16 protein-coding genes are annotated in these 20464 nt (G+C 43.4%); 12 read left to right on the forward strand and 4 right to left on the reverse strand.

Annotation, left to right across the window (positions count from 1 at the left end; translation table 11 throughout):
- Positions 1-9: 9 nt before the first annotated feature.
- From LZD49_RS04785 to LZD49_RS04795, 3 genes are all read left to right on the forward strand, one after another.
- Positions 10-777 carry a hypothetical protein gene (locus LZD49_RS04785; protein WP_234666180.1) on the forward strand — a complete coding sequence of 256 codons (768 nt, stop codon included), beginning with the start codon at positions 10-12 and terminating at the stop codon, positions 775-777.
- A 152-nt stretch (positions 778-929) separates the two neighbouring features.
- Positions 930-2318, forward strand: coding sequence for a serine/threonine-protein kinase (locus LZD49_RS04790; RefSeq protein WP_234666181.1), 1389 nt, complete (start codon positions 930-932; stop codon positions 2316-2318).
- A 26-nt stretch (positions 2319-2344) separates the two neighbouring features.
- Complete coding sequence (locus LZD49_RS04795; protein ID WP_234666182.1) at positions 2345-5623, forward strand: SMEK domain-containing protein; 3279 nt, start codon at positions 2345-2347, stop codon at positions 5621-5623.
- A 345-nt stretch (positions 5624-5968) separates the two neighbouring features.
- Here the strand turns inward: LZD49_RS04795 and LZD49_RS04800 are convergent, their stop codons facing one another.
- Positions 5969-7906, reverse strand: coding sequence for a hypothetical protein (locus LZD49_RS04800; protein ID WP_234666183.1), 1938 nt, complete (start codon positions 7904-7906; stop codon positions 5969-5971).
- Positions 7907-8435: 529 nt separating this feature from the next.
- Here LZD49_RS04800 and LZD49_RS04805 point away from each other — a divergent pair.
- Both LZD49_RS04805 and LZD49_RS04810 read left to right on the forward strand, forming a co-directional pair.
- Positions 8436-10277: a patatin-like phospholipase family protein gene (locus LZD49_RS04805; RefSeq protein WP_234666184.1), complete on the forward strand. Its 1842-nt coding sequence runs from the start codon at positions 8436-8438 to the stop codon at positions 10275-10277.
- Entirely contained in the window at positions 10246-13257 is a 3012-nt protein-coding gene (locus LZD49_RS04810) for an HD domain-containing protein (RefSeq protein WP_234666185.1), read from the forward strand. Before LZD49_RS04805 ends, LZD49_RS04810 begins: the two co-directional genes overlap by 32 nt.
- Positions 13258-13948: 691 nt before the next feature.
- Here LZD49_RS04810 and LZD49_RS04815 read toward each other — a convergent pair.
- The 3 genes from LZD49_RS04815 to LZD49_RS04820 form a co-directional block, all read right to left on the reverse strand.
- Positions 13949-14116: a hypothetical protein gene (locus tag LZD49_RS04815; RefSeq protein ID WP_234666186.1), complete on the reverse strand. Its 168-nt coding sequence runs from the start codon at positions 14114-14116 to the stop codon at positions 13949-13951.
- Positions 14117-14370: 254 nt separating this feature from the next.
- Positions 14371-14874 carry a DUF3805 domain-containing protein gene (locus LZD49_RS35985; protein ID WP_409021295.1) on the reverse strand — a complete coding sequence of 168 codons (504 nt, stop codon included), beginning with the start codon at positions 14872-14874 and terminating at the stop codon, positions 14371-14373.
- A gap of 29 nt (positions 14875-14903) precedes the next feature.
- Positions 14904-15119 carry a hypothetical protein gene (locus LZD49_RS04820; protein WP_234666187.1) on the reverse strand — a complete coding sequence of 72 codons (216 nt, stop codon included), beginning with the start codon at positions 15117-15119 and terminating at the stop codon, positions 14904-14906.
- A gap of 445 nt (positions 15120-15564) precedes the next feature.
- Between LZD49_RS04820 and LZD49_RS04825 the strand changes: the two genes are divergently transcribed.
- The 7 genes from LZD49_RS04825 (at position 15565) to LZD49_RS04855 (ending at position 20459) form a co-directional block, all read left to right on the forward strand.
- The gene (locus LZD49_RS04825; RefSeq protein WP_234666188.1) at positions 15565-16476 is read left to right on the forward strand and encodes a hypothetical protein; all 912 of its coding nucleotides are present in this window, start codon (positions 15565-15567) and stop codon (positions 16474-16476) included.
- Positions 16477-16837: 361 nt separating this feature from the next.
- Entirely contained in the window at positions 16838-17155 is a 318-nt protein-coding gene (locus LZD49_RS04830) for a hypothetical protein (RefSeq protein ID WP_234666189.1), read from the forward strand.
- A 4-nt stretch (positions 17156-17159) separates the two neighbouring features.
- Positions 17160-17537 (forward strand): hypothetical protein, encoded by a 378-nt coding sequence (locus LZD49_RS04835; RefSeq protein WP_234666190.1) that lies wholly within the window; start codon positions 17160-17162, stop codon positions 17535-17537.
- A complete protein-coding gene (locus tag LZD49_RS04840) occupies positions 17534-18232 on the forward strand; it encodes a hypothetical protein (protein ID WP_234666191.1) in 699 nt (232 codons plus the stop codon). The genes LZD49_RS04835 and LZD49_RS04840 overlap by 4 nt, the downstream gene beginning before the upstream one ends.
- Positions 18225-18749 carry a hypothetical protein gene (locus tag LZD49_RS04845; protein ID WP_234666192.1) on the forward strand — a complete coding sequence of 175 codons (525 nt, stop codon included), beginning with the start codon at positions 18225-18227 and terminating at the stop codon, positions 18747-18749. The genes LZD49_RS04840 and LZD49_RS04845 overlap by 8 nt, the downstream gene beginning before the upstream one ends.
- A 208-nt stretch (positions 18750-18957) precedes the next feature.
- Entirely contained in the window at positions 18958-19617 is a 660-nt protein-coding gene (locus LZD49_RS04850) for a hypothetical protein (protein WP_234666193.1), read from the forward strand.
- A complete protein-coding gene (locus LZD49_RS04855; RefSeq protein ID WP_234666194.1) occupies positions 19614-20459 on the forward strand; it encodes a relaxase/mobilization nuclease domain-containing protein in 846 nt (281 codons plus the stop codon). Before LZD49_RS04850 ends, LZD49_RS04855 begins: the two co-directional genes overlap by 4 nt.
- Positions 20460-20464 lie beyond the last annotated feature (5 nt).

Genomic DNA, 20464 nt, shown 5'->3' on the forward strand with positions numbered 1-20464 from the left:
CAGCGTGCGATGATCGAAACAACTTACAGATATTTAAATGTAGAGAATTACACTTACCTGTGTAGCGATCTAACATTTAGTGAGGAGAGTCTTCGCTTACTAGATAATGCGCTTGAACAATTCAACGAGACAACCGGAATTCCTGACTATGTTGTTGAGTGCAATTCGAGGCATGGTTATGAATTTTCCATGACTTTTGAAGGACCACAGTATTTGATCGATGTCGAAAAATTGTCAGACGGGGATAAAGTACTCAGCCTTTGTGGAGTGAAGCAAAAGAGAGACCAGCTTAATATGCCTCCAATGGTACATTTTAATTTACAGTCGCCAACTTTTGATATACCCCAGCGGGTTGAGATTCCATTAAGATATTTGGTAAAAGGGGGGCCAAAGTTGAATGGAACCTATATGGTTTACCTTCACGCGCTTGAAATTGACGGAGAAGAGGCTTTTTCATATTATGGGCTTACTCGAAGGAGATGGATGACCCGTTTCATAGAACACGTAAGACTTGCTCTTAGGGGTCGTTCGGATCGACGTTTTCCAAAGATGTTGCGCGAGGCACTTCATTCGAGACGAATACAAATTTCCATTGGTGAAGAGGGGGTGACTGGAAAGAAGCAACTAACTGGTTCATATCATGTGGTATGTGCAGCAGGACGCTCGAAGGAGAATGCACATGCTATTGAAGCATATTTAATTGAAAAACGCAGTCATTCTCTGCCGTTTGGTCTTAACATGATTCATGGTTATCACCGTGGTGCAAACATGCATTGAAAGAGTAAGTAAATTCTTAGTTCGCTCTGACAATGCCAACTAGTGACAAATCATTGATGGACATCGCAGAGTTGCCCTAATGTCTGACTGGAACAGTAACTGATCCCAATCTTAAATAAAACGAAATTGCTGATAAAATATTTTTGTTGCTTATGATGGATGATCTGGTATATGTCAGTCTGAAAGGAGAAGGATATTTCTGCAAGGTAAAGATGTATCGTCACAAAAAGAACGGTCGTGAATTTGCATTCAAGGAACTCAAGAAGGAGCATTATTCAAAGCCAGAGTATCATTATAGATTAACACGTGAAATCAAGATATTGAAGGATCTGGAAGATTGCGAAAATGTTGTGTCACTGGTTGATTTTGGAGAAAATAAGGATAAAATGAGTTTGTGGTATGTGATGCCTTTCGCGCAATATAATCTTTTCGAATATATTCGAAAGAACAACGCGACGCTTTTACCAGAGAATCGATTTTCGATCATTGACCAAGTCCTCGCTGCCATCAAGTTTGCTCATCAGCGTGATATTTTGCACCGGGATATTTCTCCAAACAACGTACTAGTTTACCTCGAAAATGAGATGTTCAGCGTGAAAGTTGCTGATTTCGGGCTTGGCAAGGATGCAGAGTCGATTTCATTTTATACCGCATCAAGTGCCTCAGGTTATGGACAGATTCTTTATGTGGCACCTGAACAGAGGCAAAAATTAAAGGATGCTACAATCCAAAGTGATATTTATTCATTGGGCAAACTGGTATATTTTATTTATACGGGGCGTGATCCTGACAATATGAAGTCATTTGAATTGTATCCGCTTGTGAGCAAGGCAACGGACGAGAACCCCGAGCGACGATATGAGAATATTGTTGAATTCGAAAAGCATTATGTAATCCTTAAGCAACTACAATTAAATAGCAGCATCCCGCTGGAGTACATAACATTATTAGAAGTAGCAGAGACCACTGAACCAATTGACTTCAACTATTTGCATAAAGTGTTGGTACAGGGAAATGTCTTTAATCACGTGTACACAGACTACTTGGCACCAGTCGTGAAAATATTTAAGAAGGTCGACTACTTCGCATCATATTATGCGACGCTAGGAGTTGCCACAATAGAATTTGTAAGGACTCTTTGTGACCGTCTGGAGGAATGCCTCGATACGCTTGGGTGGCCATTCAATGCTGCGACCGATTTTGGCATTTTGCTTAAGAAGATTCTCGTCACTGTTCAGGACGACGAAGTTCGGTTTTTGTGTTTTAAGCAATTATGGAAGATAGCCTTCGAGATGGATCAATGGTCAGTGCAGCGCCTATTGGTGGAGGTATTGGGTGGGAAATACTTATCAACCGCTATTCTCCCTTCAATTGCTGAGTACATTTTGAATTTTGAGATGGAAATTAGTTTAGATCGCTTTCAAGGAACTTTGATTCCAACAATTATTAAAAGGGCGATCATTGACGGGAATGCCATAGCAAAGGCTAAAGCAGATGCTCGGAAGGCGGCAACAGGATTTGACGATGTCGATGGGATTTAAGAAATCATAAAACTGTACTAAATCGGATGCCAGGGGCACAAATAGAACTACAATATTTAACTCGACACCTTGTTGCCTGGCTAACAGAGATCGCCGTTAACAACGCGCTGACTTTTTTTGATATCAACAAGGTATCGGAGGGAACGTCCGCCCGACTACTGAACTTACTTTACGGATGGGAACAAATCGACCTAAATGACACACAAGCGAATTATCCTGGCATAGACCTTGGAGATGCTCAAAAATCAATGATAGCTATTCAGGTAACTTCAAGGACCGACGCACGAAAGATTAGCAGCACATTGAATACCTTTCTGAATCGTGACTATTTAAGAGATTTTCCGAACGGTCTTCGGTTTCTAATCCTGTCTTCTCAACGTAGGCCCTCGTTGTCCGAAGAAGCTCTCATTCCGTATAAACATTTTTTTGATCCAGCGAGAGACATATTTACTGTTCGAAATCTTTTGCTTCAGGCAAAGAAATTGTATTATGAAGACCAGGAGGCATTTCAATTGGTCAGTCAATTTCTCGAACAGGAATTTGGTCAAGGTAGAAATCGAAGCAAAGGCAACCTTATCAATTTCAAAAATATTGAGGAGAAAGCTCAATTCTTCAAAAAAATATTTGGCGCCAATCAAAGATCTCGTGTTGGAAATTTTGTTCCCATTGAATATTTGTTAAATGGACAGACGAAAAATTCGGATACACTACTGGACGGGACTTGGCTTGAAAAAGGCCTTGTTATTTTGGGGCCATCGGGATGCGGAAAATCTGCGCTAGCCAGGCTATTGTCACTAAAAGTACTTGAGCGCGCATTCCCTTTGCTCTTGGAATCCAAATACTATGAAAGTAGTCTCCGTGAAATGTTTCAGAAAGAGGTGCGTGCCTATGGATTTGAGTCCGAGTCTGAATTTTTGAATTGCGCGAAGTATTGTCACCAACCCGTACTACTGATACTAGATGGTCTAAACGAGTGTACTCCGGATCTTCGTTCAAAGTTACTTCTTGAGGCTCAAAAGACCGTTGTTGATATGCAAATAAAATTGCTTATAACCAGTCAGATACCTGAAGGAGAATTTTCGGATTTAGGTTTACTAGAAATTGTCGTACAACGCCCTTCCCCTTATATTCGAGAACAAATTGCATTGAGCTATGACGCCCATGATTCCCTAAGGAAACTCACACCAATTTTAGCTGTGGTATCGACGGGATTGGAGGCGAGGATGGTTGGCGAAATGGATGCTGGAGACTTTATTAATAGTGGGCGCCATTCGCTTTTTGCGACATTCATTAGAACCAAGCTAGCTCAAGCGCATATTGGTGGCATTCATCTGATGTCGTCAATTGCGAGATTAATGTCCGAAAAGATTACATTTAGTTTATCTCTTCGTGCCGTAGAGCGACTGATGGTAAACGACATGCTTTCTCCACAAATTCTTAACGGGTGTTTCAGAAGTGGCATTTTGGACCGACGCGGCGAAATGGTCAGTTTTAGTCATGAAATGTTCTTTGATTTTTTTGTAGCAGAGAGCGTTGCACGTTTTTCTGCGAGTAGTGGCGAAATTGTATCAGCATTGAATGCCCCTAAAAATGCAGACAAGAAGATATTGATTTTGGGAGCAATTGACGACACGCAGATAGTTGACGAGGTACTTGCTGAGATGACGGATAGCGACGTTTTTGATGCCTTACTTGACGGGGACGGTGGTGAGTATAGCCGCCTATGGGTGGAAAGAAAAATGTCTGAGTTGCTTCCTCGGGTAGCTGGGGAAATCGCCAATTGCGAGTTTGAGATGTCCGATGTTTTATTCCATTTTGATTTTGTTGAAGGCCGACTCAATAAATGGTCTGATCAAGAAATGGGGCTACTTTTAGCATTACCGGGACAGTTAGTTAAAGGAAAATTTCTGAATAAGATATTTACGTTGATTGGCACGATGGACGAAGTCTGTGCTGTTGCGGCAAAGAAGTTTCGAGATGCTGCCAGGACACAAAATATAAGTGCAAGATCAAATATTTTCTCTGTAACGTATGGTGCAATATCTCCGAGAAGACTTGCGATTAGCAGCCTATTTTCTGCTCTCCATTCAGGATTCCTCAGTTTACGCAGCAAACATGAAGTACGAGTTGAATCTCTTCATAGGGAAGTTCGTGAGAAAATTCTGTCGCCCGGTCAGGTGTACTTGCTTTTGGTTCTATTCCGCTATGATGAATGTGTAAAGCAACTTTACCCTAATGTAATACGCATACTTAGGAATTGGCGGCAGTTTCCAACTCCCTTATTGACGGAAATTCTTCAACAGATCGCACACATTTATTCAGACGATGCCGAAAGAATCGCATTAATATCGCAAATATCGAGAATTCATTCCGAGACCCAGAATATTTGGTTGTCAACACAGATATTTGACGCTTTGGGTGTTCTTGGCGCGCTGGACGATGATTCAAATGAACATATCGTGGTTGTAAGTCAGGAGATCGACAACCTACTGAATAAGCCACCCGGTGAAAGTGCCTGCAACGATGCAGCATCTATATTTTATCGACAATATGACCACCCTTATAGTACTGCTTACTATTCAGCAATAGAACAACTTGGGGATGCCGAAAAGAAGAGCTTCATAGAAATGGCGCTTCAGGGATGGTCTAGTGAAATGTTTACATTTTCGCTGATATTAAGGGGGTATAGCCTCCTTGGGATTTCTGCAATGAAATACATACAGAGATGGACAGAGACCCCGTTGTTGGAGTCGTCATTTCCGAGCGATTCCTTAGCCATTTTCTTGGTTTCGCACCTGTTATTAGGGAAGTGCAATTACGAACTACTTCACCGAGAGCTCGACAGTTTGGGTCAATCAGAAAGGTCGGTTAGAGCACTCGCCGAAATATACTACTGGATTTATAGAAGCGACATTGAGCGCCAAGAGCGTCAAGTCAAGACTAACATCCTTGCAGACCTACTTTTTGATCAAAACAATTGTAAAGTCATAGAGACAATCTGGCAATGTAGACACGCGCTTTATGGTCAAAGCTATCATTCCGAGCTGGACATTACCCGACTTGGATTAGTTCAGGTTGAGTACCGGGAACGGATTGTTGAAGTGTGCCGTCACGCATTGTTGAATCTCGAATCGCAGGAAAGTATTTGGTACTTTGCCGTGCCGAGGGAAGAAATTAATAAGCATGCGATATGGCTCTTGGCGGAGTCCGGATCTGTACTGGATCTGGACGTGTTAAAGCCTCTCGCGGACGATTCTTGCTATGGCACTCATGCTGTTAAGGCGATCAAGAATCTTGGGGGCTAAAATTGACATTTGCGGCATTGAAGCACTAGGTTGCTATATAAGGACTTGCTGCGGCAATTCATCGGTGCATTTTGTAAAAAATGGAAATTTAGCGTTAACATCCTCTGTTCCACAATGTTCATATTAATCATACAATCAAAGTAGTGCCATCAATACAAAGCGCGTTTTGCAATAGCTTTGGAACACTTCGAAAGCTTTCTCTATATTTGGAAAAAGCCTAAAGCAAAATGGATAAGGTTAGATAAACATTCAGTCGGAGGCAGAGATTTCTTTGCATATAATATTCGAACGGCTGGACTGCAGATTTGATCGAATTGACGAGCAAGGCTAATGGAAAAGAACTTACTATAAGATAGGTTGATTGCCCTGGTACATTAGCTGTTCCTTAGGGGAAAATTCTATCAACAGCAAATCATTGCCGTCACGAATTAGTTTCAAGTCTTTTGCGCCGTCTTCGTCGGTGACGACAAGAGTACGGATATCTTTTGATATGACTTTGTCGAAGTCTGTGCCTTGGTCAAACTTTAGCGCCAGAAGCTCATTAATGTTTTCTAGCCCAGGAGTCTTCCATTGGAATCTTATGCCATTGTCAACCGCCATCAGATTCGTAACCTGCCCCATTGGTAGCAGCCAGGACAACAGATCCCGCACGAACACTTTGTATTCATCCAAGCCTAATGATGAGCTTACATCGACATAAATACGTTTGACAGACCTGAGCAGCTCTTCGTGAGACTTTGCAACTTCCATTGATCCCAGCTTAGGCTTTATCGCCGGTGTTTTGGGCAGACAGGAGAGCAGAGCGACGGAAAAATCCTTAGCTGCGTCTGAGGCAGGCCTAACTTGTCCAAAAAAATGGGACCTTTTCGGGTAGTCAAGTTTCATTGAAGTCGGCACGACCCCGTAGTTCGTAAGAAAGACCGTCGCATTGGGTAAAGCCTTGGCATAATCATCGAGTGCATTCTGGAAATTACTGACCCTCGGAGTCCTATATTGTTTAACCTCAATTACTGCTATGGCATCAAGTTCTCCGCTTTGTTCCCCGTTGTAAAAGGTGTAGTCTGGTTGAATATGGTTGGTACGGCTTTTCCCCTTAGGTTTCACAATTACATTTTTCGATTCGGAATAGAGAGCTATTTCCCCTAAGTCCGTTGAAAACGTAATAAGCTTTGTTTTCTTGAAAGGCAGCCTTAGGATACCATTATCGTGATGTAGAGTATATTCAGGATGCTCTTTCAGAGTCTGGTCACAAAGTGCAAGAATCCAGGCTCCGTATAGCTCATGTCGCTTTCTCCAGGTTGGCAATTTCAGCAGGTCTATCAGATCTTTGACGAGGTCTTGTGCGTCTTCGGTAGAAACAGTACGTTCATCCAGAAATGATTTGATTTGCAAAGCTAGTGTCTGGTACTTAGTGTCGCGATCCTGAATAGGAAGTTCTTCCATGTCCTCAAGTAGCTTGAGTAGAGCATTTACAAATGTTGGCGGCCAGTAATCGTCGACTAATTGGGCGACTCTTGATAACGGTTCTCCTTGAGAATCCGATGTTGTGTTGGACGCCTGATCATATTGACCGTAGAGATACCTTTTGTGACGTCCTTCAAACATATCGAACTCGACAACTTTTCGCATCACCGTCTTCCAGATTAACTCCAGTCTGCGCAACTCAAAATTCAATTTTTCACTCGAGGTGACGGTCCAGGAAAACTCATCTATGCCGACAATTTCTCGATTGCTGAATCGTTTGGTCCAGGCTAGGACGTCATTTTGTTTAGACGAGCCAAGGTAACCGCCGCAAAATTTGCTAATAAACCCGAAATGTTCTCCCTTTTGGAACCTGGTCCATTCCGAGATTTGCTTAATTCTCTCAATAGCTGCTACGGTTGAATTGAAATGTTCCAGGTCGAAGGTCAGTTCTTCTTGATCTACTTGTGAGAAATCGAAGACAATCTTTATACTTCGATCTGTTTGCTTGACTGAATTTCGTTCGAAAAAGGTGCAAATATCTCCCATCATCTGGGCGTAGGGCTGCCAGGTTTTGAAAAATGCCTGTATCAGCGCCTCAACCGAGATGTTATTGGCTCTTAGTTCTGCTGCAAAATTTCCCGGTTCCTCCGATACTCCTAAATGCCCGGGTAAACCTTGGTAAATGCCATTGCCTGATAATATTTCCGGATCATAATGTTTAAGGTCGAGGCCGGCGCTTGACATTAAATATTTCCAAAGACTAGATGCGTCCCTTAATAGTTCGGTGAGCGGTTGTGGAGAGATTGCTTGGCTTTTCATAGTCAATCAGGTAGATCGTTGCGGAAGGATTTATACTAAGGTACGCAATCAATAAAATCCGATTTTGTTTTTTCGAATGATTTGATTGTATGATTACCGAACTGCATGTTAAGCGAATGAAGCCCCAATCTGGTTTTCGGATGATCAAGATTGTCTTTATTGATTAAGATAATATTATCATTTTACAGAGGAGAGCGATAGACAACCGGTAAATAAATTCCAATCCCCCTTTTGGTAGGGGGACAAAAATGGGGTTGTCAGTAAAAGAATATTTGCCAATCTTTATTGATAAATATATTCTCGTTATCTGTTAACTAAGCCAAACCCTCATGACTGATATCTACCTCACACAGCATAAACAACTGCAAGGTTCCCATCCGGATCGTTATCTCTGATCTTTTGAATTCAAACCTATTACTGGTTTTGTGTTACGTTCATTCCAAGGAATGTAGTAACGCCAAGCGGAGAATTCCGTTTTTTGGTGATTAATAAATATTGAAAATGGTCGCTAACCTTACTTCTAAAAGCTATGGACTATCAAACACTCGAGCCCCGCTTTCCGCAGCACATTGCACTATCATTTTCCGGTGGCGGCTTTCGCGCAGCATCTTTCGCACTAGGGTGCTTGTCCTATATGAACAAGCTTACCATGAGTGGCGATCAGCCGTTTATTGACTTAGTGCATTTTATCAGCTCTGCATCCGGCGGGAGTTTCACTAATCTGTTTTATGCGTACAGTCGTTCGCAACAATCCTGGAATTTTGAAACGTTTTACCGGAAAATGAAGGAAGGAATATTAGAGGGAGACCGTGTGACGGAGCGTGCTCTCGAAATCCTGAAATCCAGCGAGGCGTGGGAGAATACTCCAGAAAAGAGCCGAAATCTGATTAACGCATTCTCAAAGGCGTATGACGAATTATTGTTTGAAGGGGCTACCTTTGGCTTGCTTAATTCATCGAGCAAGCCCATACCGTTTGAAATTTGCGTCAACACAACGGAGTTTGATAATGGAATGCTATTCCGTTTTCAAAACGGAGGAAAGGTAGGAAATAAATTTTTGAAGTTTAAATCAGATGCGATATCGAAGGAGGTTCTCAATCGGGTAAAGCTATCGGATATACTGGCTTGCTCTTCATGCTTCCCGGTCGGCTTTGAGCCGTTTATTTTTCCAAAAGACTTTTCCTACTCCCGAATTGCATCTGGTCAATCCTTATCACTGAAAAGTGGCGAGCTGGTGACGGCCCTGGTTTCCGACACGACGTTTTCGCCTGAAAAGAGCCAGCAGCCATCAGGCACCGGGGCGAGAAAGGCGTTGGAATTTGGTATTATGGACGGGGGGATCGATGACAACCAGGGCATTGGCTCCTTTCTTTTAGCGGAGGATCGATTAATGAACAGAAACGGCTTCGGGTTCGATCTGTATATCAGCTGTGATGTAAGTAGTAATTATACCAGCGGCTACGATTTCCCGAAAGAAAATATGGCGAGCTGGTGGCAACGGCCGTCGATGATGCAGTATAGCATAACAGCAGTGGTATTGGCCTTGCTTGGGGTGCTCGGAATAGCAACAGGGACACTGGTTTCACTTTCTCATGTAGTCTTTGGTGTATGTTTGCCTTTCCTTTGTTTAATTATCCTTGGATTTTGGCAGTCGTATCAACTGCTCGCAGGGATTCGCAAATCCAATAACACTTATGGATTAGTGTTCTTTCGCCACTTCTGGTTTTTCCTCAATCTGCCTATCAAGAGTTTGCTACAAGCGGTGGATAGCCGCGCGACCTCGGCGGCCTACTTGGCCGCGGTAGTATTTTTGAAAAAAATCAGGCGGATATCGTACGATCTGCTGTTCAGCAGAATTACAGAACGAAAACTGGACGCAACCAGAGCACCATTACGACCAGGAAGTGATCCTGCGCTGGCCGCGATTATTGAAGTGAAACAAATGAGAAAGTTCTGCTTGCAAAATGCTGTATACCTCCTGAGTCCTAAGAATGATGCGCAACGAATGAAGGACCTACAGTCTGAGCCCTGGTTCGATGCGGGCTGGCAAGTATCTGTTGACGGCAGCAACCAGTTGTTGAGCACGCTAATGCAACCCTCGGATAGTATTCAAAACGTTGCAAGGATTGCAACTGAGATGGATACAACGTTGTGGTACGATACGAACCAGCGTAGCACGGGCAGCCCTGATGCTCTAATACAAGCTGGCCAGTTTACGACGTGCTATAATTTATTGCGCTACGCACTTCGCTTCAGTCGTAATGATCCGTTTTGGGCACCATTGCAGGAGCAATTAGCAGAGGACTGGAGCAAGTTCCGGGACAATCCCGGCTGGCTACATGCTGACCTTATCCCAAAAAAGATTCTCTAACCCTAACTACAAGATTTCCACCATGACTCCTGAAGAGACCCTCAACAAGATTAAAGATAAATTGGATCATTGGCAGATAAAGTTGATCGACCGCCAAGGCGATGATGATTACTATAAGCTCAGTGAAAACTTATTGATCAAATTGCTGAACCCGATTCTGGATTGCAATCTGATCAATCCGAATCGCGAGAATTCGCGTTTTCCCGCAGTGGATCTGATCGACAAGGAAAAGCGTATAGCAATACAGGTTACTGCAGAGGATACCATCGGAAAAATTAAAGAGACTATTGAATCGTTCAGGATACATCATAAAGATGACTATGATGTTTTGTACATTTTTCAGTTAAAGGGGATTGGCAAAAGAAAGTACTCGCAAGAAGCGATTGATAAAGCCACTCAGGGTGAACTGAATTTCAGGGCAGCGGAGCACATCATAGACATCCGCTACCTATGCAGCAAAATGAACTTTCTGTCAAAGGATATTACTGTCCTTAACCTCATTCTGGAGCATTTATCCAGTTTGTTGCCATACAAGGATAAAGGACATGACTATACCATTTTAGAGCAGTTTATTAATACGACTTACCGGAGCGAGGAGTTTCTGAACAGAAAGATTGATTTCAATTCATTAGAGAACTATTCAGATTTTTTCTCACATATCATCTCCGTTACATCTTTTCACAAGCATGAGGCGGCCGTCAATATTGATGAAAACATTTTCCTGTACCTGGTCAGGAGCATCCTTAGTTCGGAGTCGGATAACCCGTTGACCGTATGTGGTATCCAGGGCAGCGGTAAAAGTTCTTTCTTGAATGTGCTTTATGAAGCACTTTGTTTACTCGCCGAAGATCAAATCCCCGTTTACATAGACATTCAAAAATACTTCACTGATGCAGATCACGCCGATAAAATTTTTGAGAAGCTTGATCATGACCTGGATAAAATTGTTGGATTTGTCGAACGGACAAAGCATTCGGAGTCGATTCTGATCATAGATGGTGCAGATGACTCCTTTAGTGCAAACCGGGAATTGAATCAAATGATGCTTGAGCGCATTAAAAAGCGTTTTGATGGAAGAAAGAAGGTTATTGGCTTAAACATTAAGGACAATGTCTTTGCACCGCCGGACAGTGAAAAGGAGAAAGGATTATTTATAAGGGAAGGAGAGATAGAGATTATTCTAAACAGCATTTCCACATACAGCACAAGTTTTGAGTTGTTCATAGACCTGTATACGGAAACGAAAGGATTGCGCTCACGCAAAACGAATCCGCAGCACCTGAAACAATATCTGATCAAACAAGTCAAGAAATTCGGTATCCATCGTGTGGATCTTTTTACGCTGGACATCTTGTCAGAAAAGGTACATGTGAACGAGTTCACGAGGTGTGGATCACTAAGCGAATTTTTTATGAAATATTGCGTAAGCAAGCTAAAGCGAACTTCATTGAGCGCAACAGCAAAGCAGGCGTTTGATTTTTACATAAATAAAAGCATGCAGCTCGATGATGATGTGGATAGCAAGGAGCTTTTGTTCATGCATCCTTCCATCCGGGATTTCTTGCTTGCGTATATCATTATTGAGCGATTAAAAAATGGAAACATAAAAAAGGAGGAGCTTGAATTTGTTTACACAGATAATATAAATAATTTCTGTAAGGAAATTATGAATTCGAGTGCAAGCACACAACAGGATATCTACAAGGCCATTTCAGAGCTTTTTAATGATGTAGGCTATAAAGCAAAAGCACATTTTTGCTACCTGCTTGGCCGGTTTGGTGCTCCACTGATCAAGGATGAAGGTAAAAATTTTTTAACGGAGCAGTTGACACGGGAGAAGCTGGCGATCGACGAAGCCATTGCTACGGGCAAGCTGGCGAAGAACCGTAGCGAATTCAAAGAAAAACTACTTTATTTCAGGAGCCTTTATATTAGTATCATCTATTGCTGCGAGTATGGGTCGAGCGAACTGGACATGGCCAATGAGCAGTATTTATCTATCCTCATGAAGAATGGCCTTTGGGATAGTATCAACAGAGGCTTTCACATGGAGTATTACGGAGATTTACCTTTTGATCCTGCAACGGGGCCGCTGCAGAAAGAGGACGATTTGAAAAAGGATTTTTCGTACACCTACACCAAGCTCTATAACAAGATAGAAGATGCAATCAGGAATAATATCGGATACAGTTTAATTGAAATCGATGTTTATACTTTGTGTTCACTTGCTCAGCACCGACAAATTAGCAAGCTCGGTAATCTGGACTCTGAAAAGCGCGTCAGTATCGTAATGCTCGGAAATGCAATTTTGCGATCCAAATTGATTAGCAGAAACCTTCAAAAATATGTCAGTTTTATTGCCGAGATACTTGCAATGGGGGATAAAATTTCCTTTGGTACCTTTTTGGCAGAAATCGCTAATCTGAAAAAATACCCACGCACAGGATGGATAGAAAGAGACATAAGAAATCCGGAGGTCATCGCAGCCCATATGTACAATATGTGGGCGATGGGTTATTTCTGTTTACCAAAAGAATCTATTGAGCCTGATTATGATAAGGATAAAATACTCAAGATGGTATTGCTACACGACATAGGCGAAGCGAGTACAATGGATAAATCCAAAAAGAAGAAAACTAAGTTTGATGAAGAGAAGGAAGAAAAGGTTATCCGAAAGTATGGCTTTTTAAATACCTATCGGCACAATGGTATAGATGAAATTCCGGGATATTTTCATGATTTTGAAGATCAGAATAACGACGACATCAACTCAAAAATCGCACGAGATCTGGACAAACTCGATAACCTGCAACAACTCTATTATTACCATTACGTAGAGAAAGTCAGCATTCCAGACTTCGCCACATGGGAGGAAGAGTTGATAGACAATATTGATACAATCGAAGGGCGGATTATATTGGAGTACATCCAACGAGATATTGAAATTAAAACGGAATTGGAATTAGAGGTCACCGACTAAGCTTTTTACACATTAGAAATTGGACATGTTCCTGCGGTATGCGGTGCATGAAGAAAGCAGCGATGTTCATTGATTGCATCAAATGACGATGACCGAAAATAAGTCAAAAAAAATGTCTCCGTTGCGATCGAAAAATGCCGCGGGAATTTATCGAACGCCTGGCAATTGTAGCCAGCAACGAAAATGAACCCTACCGATATTCGAGACACATAAAACAATCAAGACAAAAAGGTTGGAGTCAGGCCAGAGGTGGGCCGCCTATTAAACCGATCATTTTTGGAGTTATTCCTGCACTTTGTGCAGTCTCTCTTGGAATAAACTTAATCCTTCTACCCCGCCAAAATGCCGGTGGGCGTATGCAATCGTTCTATAGACATCTCCTAACTATATAATTATCACTTCCATAGATTTTACGGCTCCGCCTACTTATCCTGAGTCGATTTTAGGTAATACCAATTAATCGCATACATGAGCCCGAGCGCCAAGTACGAACCGGCCAAAGTTTCAAGCTTCTCCGTGGTCGTTTTTTCTGAGCCGACAATTACAACTGTAGCGTAGATGAAAGCGATAACCCAGATGGCAGGGGCGAATTTTAGAAGAAACTTTCGTGGGTTGGTAAATAGATCGTTGAGTCTCATTGTGATAGGGGAAGATATCGTTTCAAATACTTATTTATTGCTCCGGTAAGCTGTTACTTCTCTGGTTTCTCTTCCGGATACATTCTCAAATAGGTGAACCGCCAAATCGCCCAAAGGACGCTAGCTACCAATATCCCGGCGAAAAGGCCATACATGGGCATGAGGCTAGCACCGACAACCCAGCAGGATGGCCCGAGGGCGCCTATAATTTTTTTCTTCATCGCGAAGGGACAATTATTCAGAAAAGATATATCGAAGAAAGCGAAAACTGCCGTATCCGATTCCGAGAATTAGATAGGTAAGTCCAAGGAATTTTACTTTGTCCCAAATAGGGACTTCTTCAATGAGGATCAAAACAGTTTGTACAATAGCTATGAGCGCGAATCCACCATAGAATGCAAACGTGGTTATTCGACCTACCGCAAAGTGTAAATCTTTAAAGTCCATCAGAGGCTGTTTAGGTTTGTCATTTGTATCAGTTGAAAAAAATTGGGGTTCTTCTTACCACTCCTTGGTTAGTGGATGATAAGGCTCCTGAGGATACTTTGTACGAATCTAGCTGTTCAGAATTTAGAACCGTACGTTTCTGCTTTTTGTCTATGACAAAAGAGCAAACGAAAAGGTCGTCTCGAACACCTCCGATCCAATAATAGAAAGCATTCGCCTCCTCACATTCTGGGTCCTCCTCTGTGTAGAAGGCCAATTCAAGAAGTTGGCGTAATTTGATTTTTACTGCATCAGGAGAGTCTTTTAGTACACTCTGGACGTGCCTAGCCGCGTTGTTGACAGTTGGGTCTCTCGATATGGCCCACCGGTAAGGGGTGATCCTGAGGTTTCCACTCCAATCCTCAGTCGAGCTATTGAAAAATGAGTAGGTCATCGAGTCATCGTCTTCCTCGCTATCGTCATATTCAAACCAGTCTTTCGGTAGTGTCAGGCTGAACCGGCCGTTTTGTGATCGGAAATCAGTGCTATCCATTTGGGGGGTTATATAGAATGTAAACAAGACTATTTGTTGCGGATGCTGTACCGAACAAACTGAAGAATCAAAAACCCTACCCCGAAGGCCAACAAAATACCACCTAGGGCCTCCAACTTTTCAGAACCAATTTTGTCCGACAGTAGGACGACTCCAATATTCCAGATAATAATGATCCAGAAGAAGACGAAGGAAACTTTTAAGACAATTTTTTGAATAGAATTGACGAGTTCTTTCAGATCCATGGCGATTGAGGCGGCTTGGCATTGGTTACGCAACACAAGGATACTAATTCTCGCTGAGGATTTAAATAGCTGAACCGCTGGAACCGCAAAAAGCGATATAAATCAATTGTTTTAATTTGAGAGCGCTAATGCGTTATAATCCTGTCTCGCCACTCCCTGACTGCAAAAGCGTTATTCCACGGTATTTAATGGCTCCAGCCACTCCATTATGGTTAATGATTTGATGAACAAGATTTATTGTGGAGCTACGAGAAGTCTTAGCGCTTGCAGTTTACGTTCCTGTCGTGGTTTTGTACGGTTACGGATCAATGCATCGCAGGCCAAGTTGATGTGTATCACATCAACGAATACTCAATTAAGCGTTCAGAGAAGATAATCCCGAATTGTCGAAGAGTTTATCCCTAATTTCACTTCACTTTGTTATCTTACGTGTCGTAGGTAAAATTTGTGTAACGAAAACGGAGAGAAAGAGATGAACCTGCATTCCAATTCACAATATCCATTATTCAAGTATCTATCAGAAGAGTTCGCTGGCAGCTTCTATCAGAACGAACTAACCTGTCTGAACAGGATGCTGATTCTTTACCACAACAGATTGTCATTTTCGATTGACGATGACACATCTGGTTTTCTGGACGAATTCGCCCAGTATTTGGAAAAGCCAGTGACCTACTGGTGGATCCCCGCTCCTAAGCGTGTGCACATTAATGCGCTTCGGACCAGGATCGCGTTTGTTCTGAAAAACAACCCTCAAATATTTCGAAACCTTCTGTCCAGACCAGATTACAGCTCGTCCGAGGCAAAGCAACAAACAATCAAAGACATCCATCAATGGTTGCCTACCTTGAATGAGGAAACCGATATGACAATTGACGTTAAAGATTGGCAAAGAGATTTGAGCGCCCGATTCAGCCAGTTTTTGCACGAAGCGAAGCAGGCCAAGGAGAAGAAAATATCCAGAAAACCTGCTTTTGAACATTTTTATCAAATCTTGAAAGGGAAAGACCAAGCCGAGAAGCAGGGCAAATTCGGGCGGCTTGTTGATATTCTTCTCAGAGAGCAATGGATTACAGGGTCGGAGAAACCGGAAATCTACCAATTCCGCAACAGCGGCACAGGCGGCAGGCTTCAACTTGCTGCGCTCTACTACACCCTAAATAAGCAAGGCCACATTGACAGGCAGCTGCCCGCTCCGCAGGTGGCAGGCCTCTTTAATAGCTGGCTCTCATACGATATCTCACGGGAATCTTTCGTTAAGGCCTTTCAAACCGAACAACTCGACACATTCAACTGCTCACCCAACCGGCCCCGCCACAAATACGTGACCGAATGCCGGCTCTTATTGCGGGATCTTTGAGGCTGGATCGTCTCTAAAATTTCGGTAAAAATTCTTTTTATTCCTGCCGGAATAGCAGGAACGTAATTGCCGAAATCTGAGGTGAGATTTGCGATATGTTCAACCAAAACAGTTCGCAAATGATGAATCTGCAATCCACCTTTTCACGCCTGATGCTCTCGGGCCTGAAAGCAATCCGCGCCGAATTGACGGGAGGAAGCCCTAGTCAGTGTTTCGTAAACTGGATTTTCTGCCCGTGGCATCTGCTGGTCAAACTCGGTCCGACACCGCCATGTCACAGATGCGCTCTAACCGGGAGGCTTTATATCAGCCATCGGATATTGGAAAATCGCTGCGTAATAGAAACAAAAACTGCATAACCATGGAGCCTGTATCATTAACAACAGAGCTGCTTCTGATGCTCTATGAGCGGAAGGACGTCAAAAGAAGAAGCTTTCTTTACATGCATTATCAGCGCCTTTTTGCGCAGCACTATTCAATGGGCTTCCTGGTTGAGCTGATCAATCAAGATCTGGGCAAAGCATTGGTCTCAGCCCGAGATATCAAGTACATCAGGGCCAATATGCATAGATGGAAATCGGAGCTGATATCCCAGGACGTGAAGAACATGGACGGAGAGCAGCGGACACAAACAGACGCGGGTGATGATCAGGATTTGACAACGCCTCAAACAGGGTGAGCCCATGGATAAAGAAACATTAGTCGATTTATTTGACAGGCGGGATAAAAAAAGAAGACGCTTGCTTTACCGGCTTTACCAAGATTTGATCCATTCGGATCTGACGGCTGCTTACATCGCAGAAAAGATCAGCTGGGATTTGAAGCGCGAGGGCCTGATAAAAAGTACAGACATTAAGTTCTGCCGTTACCATTTCAAAAAAAGGCCACTCAAAAAGCTAACGCATCCTTCTGGTCCCGCGCCGGTTAACCGGGCAAAGGACCAGAAGCCTGAAACTGCATCTGCCACCGGGCTGAACGGGACTTGGACCGATCCGGAAAAAATCAGCTTAATAGAAAATATAATAGTTGAGTCCAAATTCACTAAAAAGAAAAAACCATGAAACGGAAATTTCATTTTATACTCCAGGCCAAGGGTGGCGTGGGTAAAAGTCTGCATACTTACCTGAGGGCAATGTCCGAAACAGAGAGTTCTTCCTTGTTTGTCGATGTGGACAGTTCCACCAAAACATCGAGCAGACAACTTTTATTTTTAGGGCAGGACAGGCTCGAAAGCGTGTCGCTGATTGATAAGAGGGATGTGCTGGTCAGGGACTTATTCGTGGGATACCTGGAAAGTCTGGTAGATTGTCCTTTTGAGCAAATCTACATGGACTTTGGCGCGCCGGAAAGCGAGCAGTTTCCCGCATTAATATCACGCGATCTGGACTTTAAAGCCTGGTGTGATGAGTTGGGCTTTGAGGTCACTTTCCACATCGTCATGGCAGCAGGCGGAGCATATCTTGCCTGCGCGGAATACCTTCGGAAGATGTTCGAAGTTCTGAATGGGCAATTTGAAATTGTTGCCTGGGAAAACATCTACACCTTTAAACAGTATCCAGCCTTGTCTAACGAGCTCGCAGAAAAGTGCTTGGTAACCGGCATCAAACACCGGCAGTTCGGGGATTTCGACGCCAACAGCCTTTTGGGTATTCAGATATTGGACGGCATCAGAAACGGGTATAGCTTAGACCAGTACCGGCCAGGTGCAAGGATACGCTTGACAAAGGAACTTAGAGACCATTTCGGATATGAATGATCCGCTAAGAGAGCTTCTCAACCGGTTAAATGGGAAGTACGGACAAAAGTACGGGCACCTGATGGACGACTGGACTTCGATGGTTCTTGAAGAAATCCATGAGAATTTTGCAGGGCTCACCTCCGAAATTAAAAGCTGCACGCAGGCCATCAGCCTGGCGCAGACCAAGATCAAAACAAGTCAGAGGGCAGTTCATTTTGGCTCGACCCGTGAAGCTTTGTTTTATGCTCTGGGTGTTACGGCTCCGGCAGCCATTGCCGCAACCATAATCTCGATACTGATTTTTTGGTATGCGTATACGGAAGAGCGTTTTCAGAAGCGAAGAAGCATTATCGATACCTATGAAAATGTTTCGGACTATGTGCTACTCATGCAGGGTGGTCAGGTAATTGAAAGGGCCGGAGTTAACTATTTGGTGCTCCGTCCTGCCCCCTCCAAAGGAAATATGATGGTTGGAGAGGACTATATCTATGACCACAAAAACAAGCGCGTACTTGTGCCTTTAGGCAGAAAATAAGGCCAAAAACGGCCAAGTGGACTTTTATGAACTTTTGTTGCCAAACGCAGCCATCTGTAAACTTTCGTATGCATTGCGGTGGTTTTCCTTCCTAGCCAGCTATCGCCGGTACGTCGCAAAATGCGACTCCCCGGCGGGAGCTGGCCATGGGAAAACCCCTGGACCCCTGCTATTCGCCTATCGGCTCATAGCTAATCAAAAAAGACACATGGAAAATCAGAAACAGAAAGGCAGACCGCCTAAGGAAAAGGGCACTGCCAAAAGAGACCACTTCTCAGTCTGGGTAAGCGCTGATCAGAAAAGACAGATTAACGAGCTGATTGAAAAGAGCGGGCTATCAGCCAGCCAGTTTTTTCTGACACTGGCGCTGGATATACCATTCAAACGACCAGCGAAAAAAACCCTTCCGAAGGCGACTGCTGATACGATCCGGATACTGGAACGACTAGCAGGTGTCTTGTCGCTGGCGGCCTTAAAGACCAAAGGTCACCAGATGCTTTCGGCGCAGTGGGAACAAAGCGGCCAGCGAGTCAGACTGCTCGCTGATCTTATTGCCCTTTGGGTGTTTGAAAGCTTCGAGATCCGTAGTATTCAAAAATCGCTTTCCCAGATTTGCCGATGGGCAGACGAACTAACAGCATATTTAGATCACATCAAAATTCAAAGTGAGGGAAAGCAGTTAGCATTAGAAAGAGCTAAATCGATATACCGGCTCGCAGGTGATTTGCTTCATAGGTATGAAGATTATTATGCCGCGCCCGTAGAAGAGCTTGCGCCTGTCTGGAAAGTCCACGATTCTGATCCCGGATCGGTTCATCATGAAATTGACAAAGCGTTACGGATGATGCATAAACGGGTAGAGCGATGATTGGGAAAGCTGGCTTGGGCAGTTATGCCAAAGGAATATTGGACTACTGCTACTACGGAAAGGAGATATCCGCTAAAATGAAAATCGAGCTCAGTGCGGATACGGTCAGAGGAGAACTGATTTACATTCAAAACCTTGCCATCAAAACACGAAGTGACGGGCGACTGGACATGAATTACGTAGCCAAGCAATTCACCGACAACCACATGAAGAATATCAAACTCGGCAAATTCATCTGGCATCAGTCTTTCAGCTTTGCGCCGGGTGAAAAGCCATCGGATGATACAATAGCACAAATTTCCACCGAATTTGCCAAAGAGTTTGGCTTTGAGCAGAATCAGATGCTTGTTTTCAAGCATGAGGATACCGCAAACTTACACTTCCATATTGTCGCAAATCGGATCAATCACAACGGGAAAAACACGGCGGATCATTTCAAGAACTACGCCCGGACAGGCCAGTTCTGTCGGAGAATGGAAAAGGAGCATGGATTAACCCAGGCACCCGATATGCGGATTAACAACGCGCGAGACATTCAAATCCCACTGGTTGACCAAACCCATTTGAAACTTAAATCCGCTATTGACCAGTCGCTGAATAGCATATCATCGATCGATGAATTAAGAAAGCATTTGGCAAGTAGAGGTTACAAAACTTACACCGGACGTGGCATTTCTTTTTTTGACATTCGGAAAAAAATCAAGATCAAGGGCTCGGATTTGGGACGCAGTTATTCGCTTTCCGCTATCGAGAAGCGGCTCGCACAAAACTTAGAAATGGGCCAAGAAAAGCAGTTGAAACCGGAGTTCAAAACGCAGAAAAAGCGAGGTATTGGCATATAAATGCA

The organism is Dyadobacter sp. CY261 (assembly GCF_021440085.1).
Lineage (GTDB): Bacteria > Bacteroidota > Bacteroidia > Cytophagales > Spirosomataceae > Dyadobacter.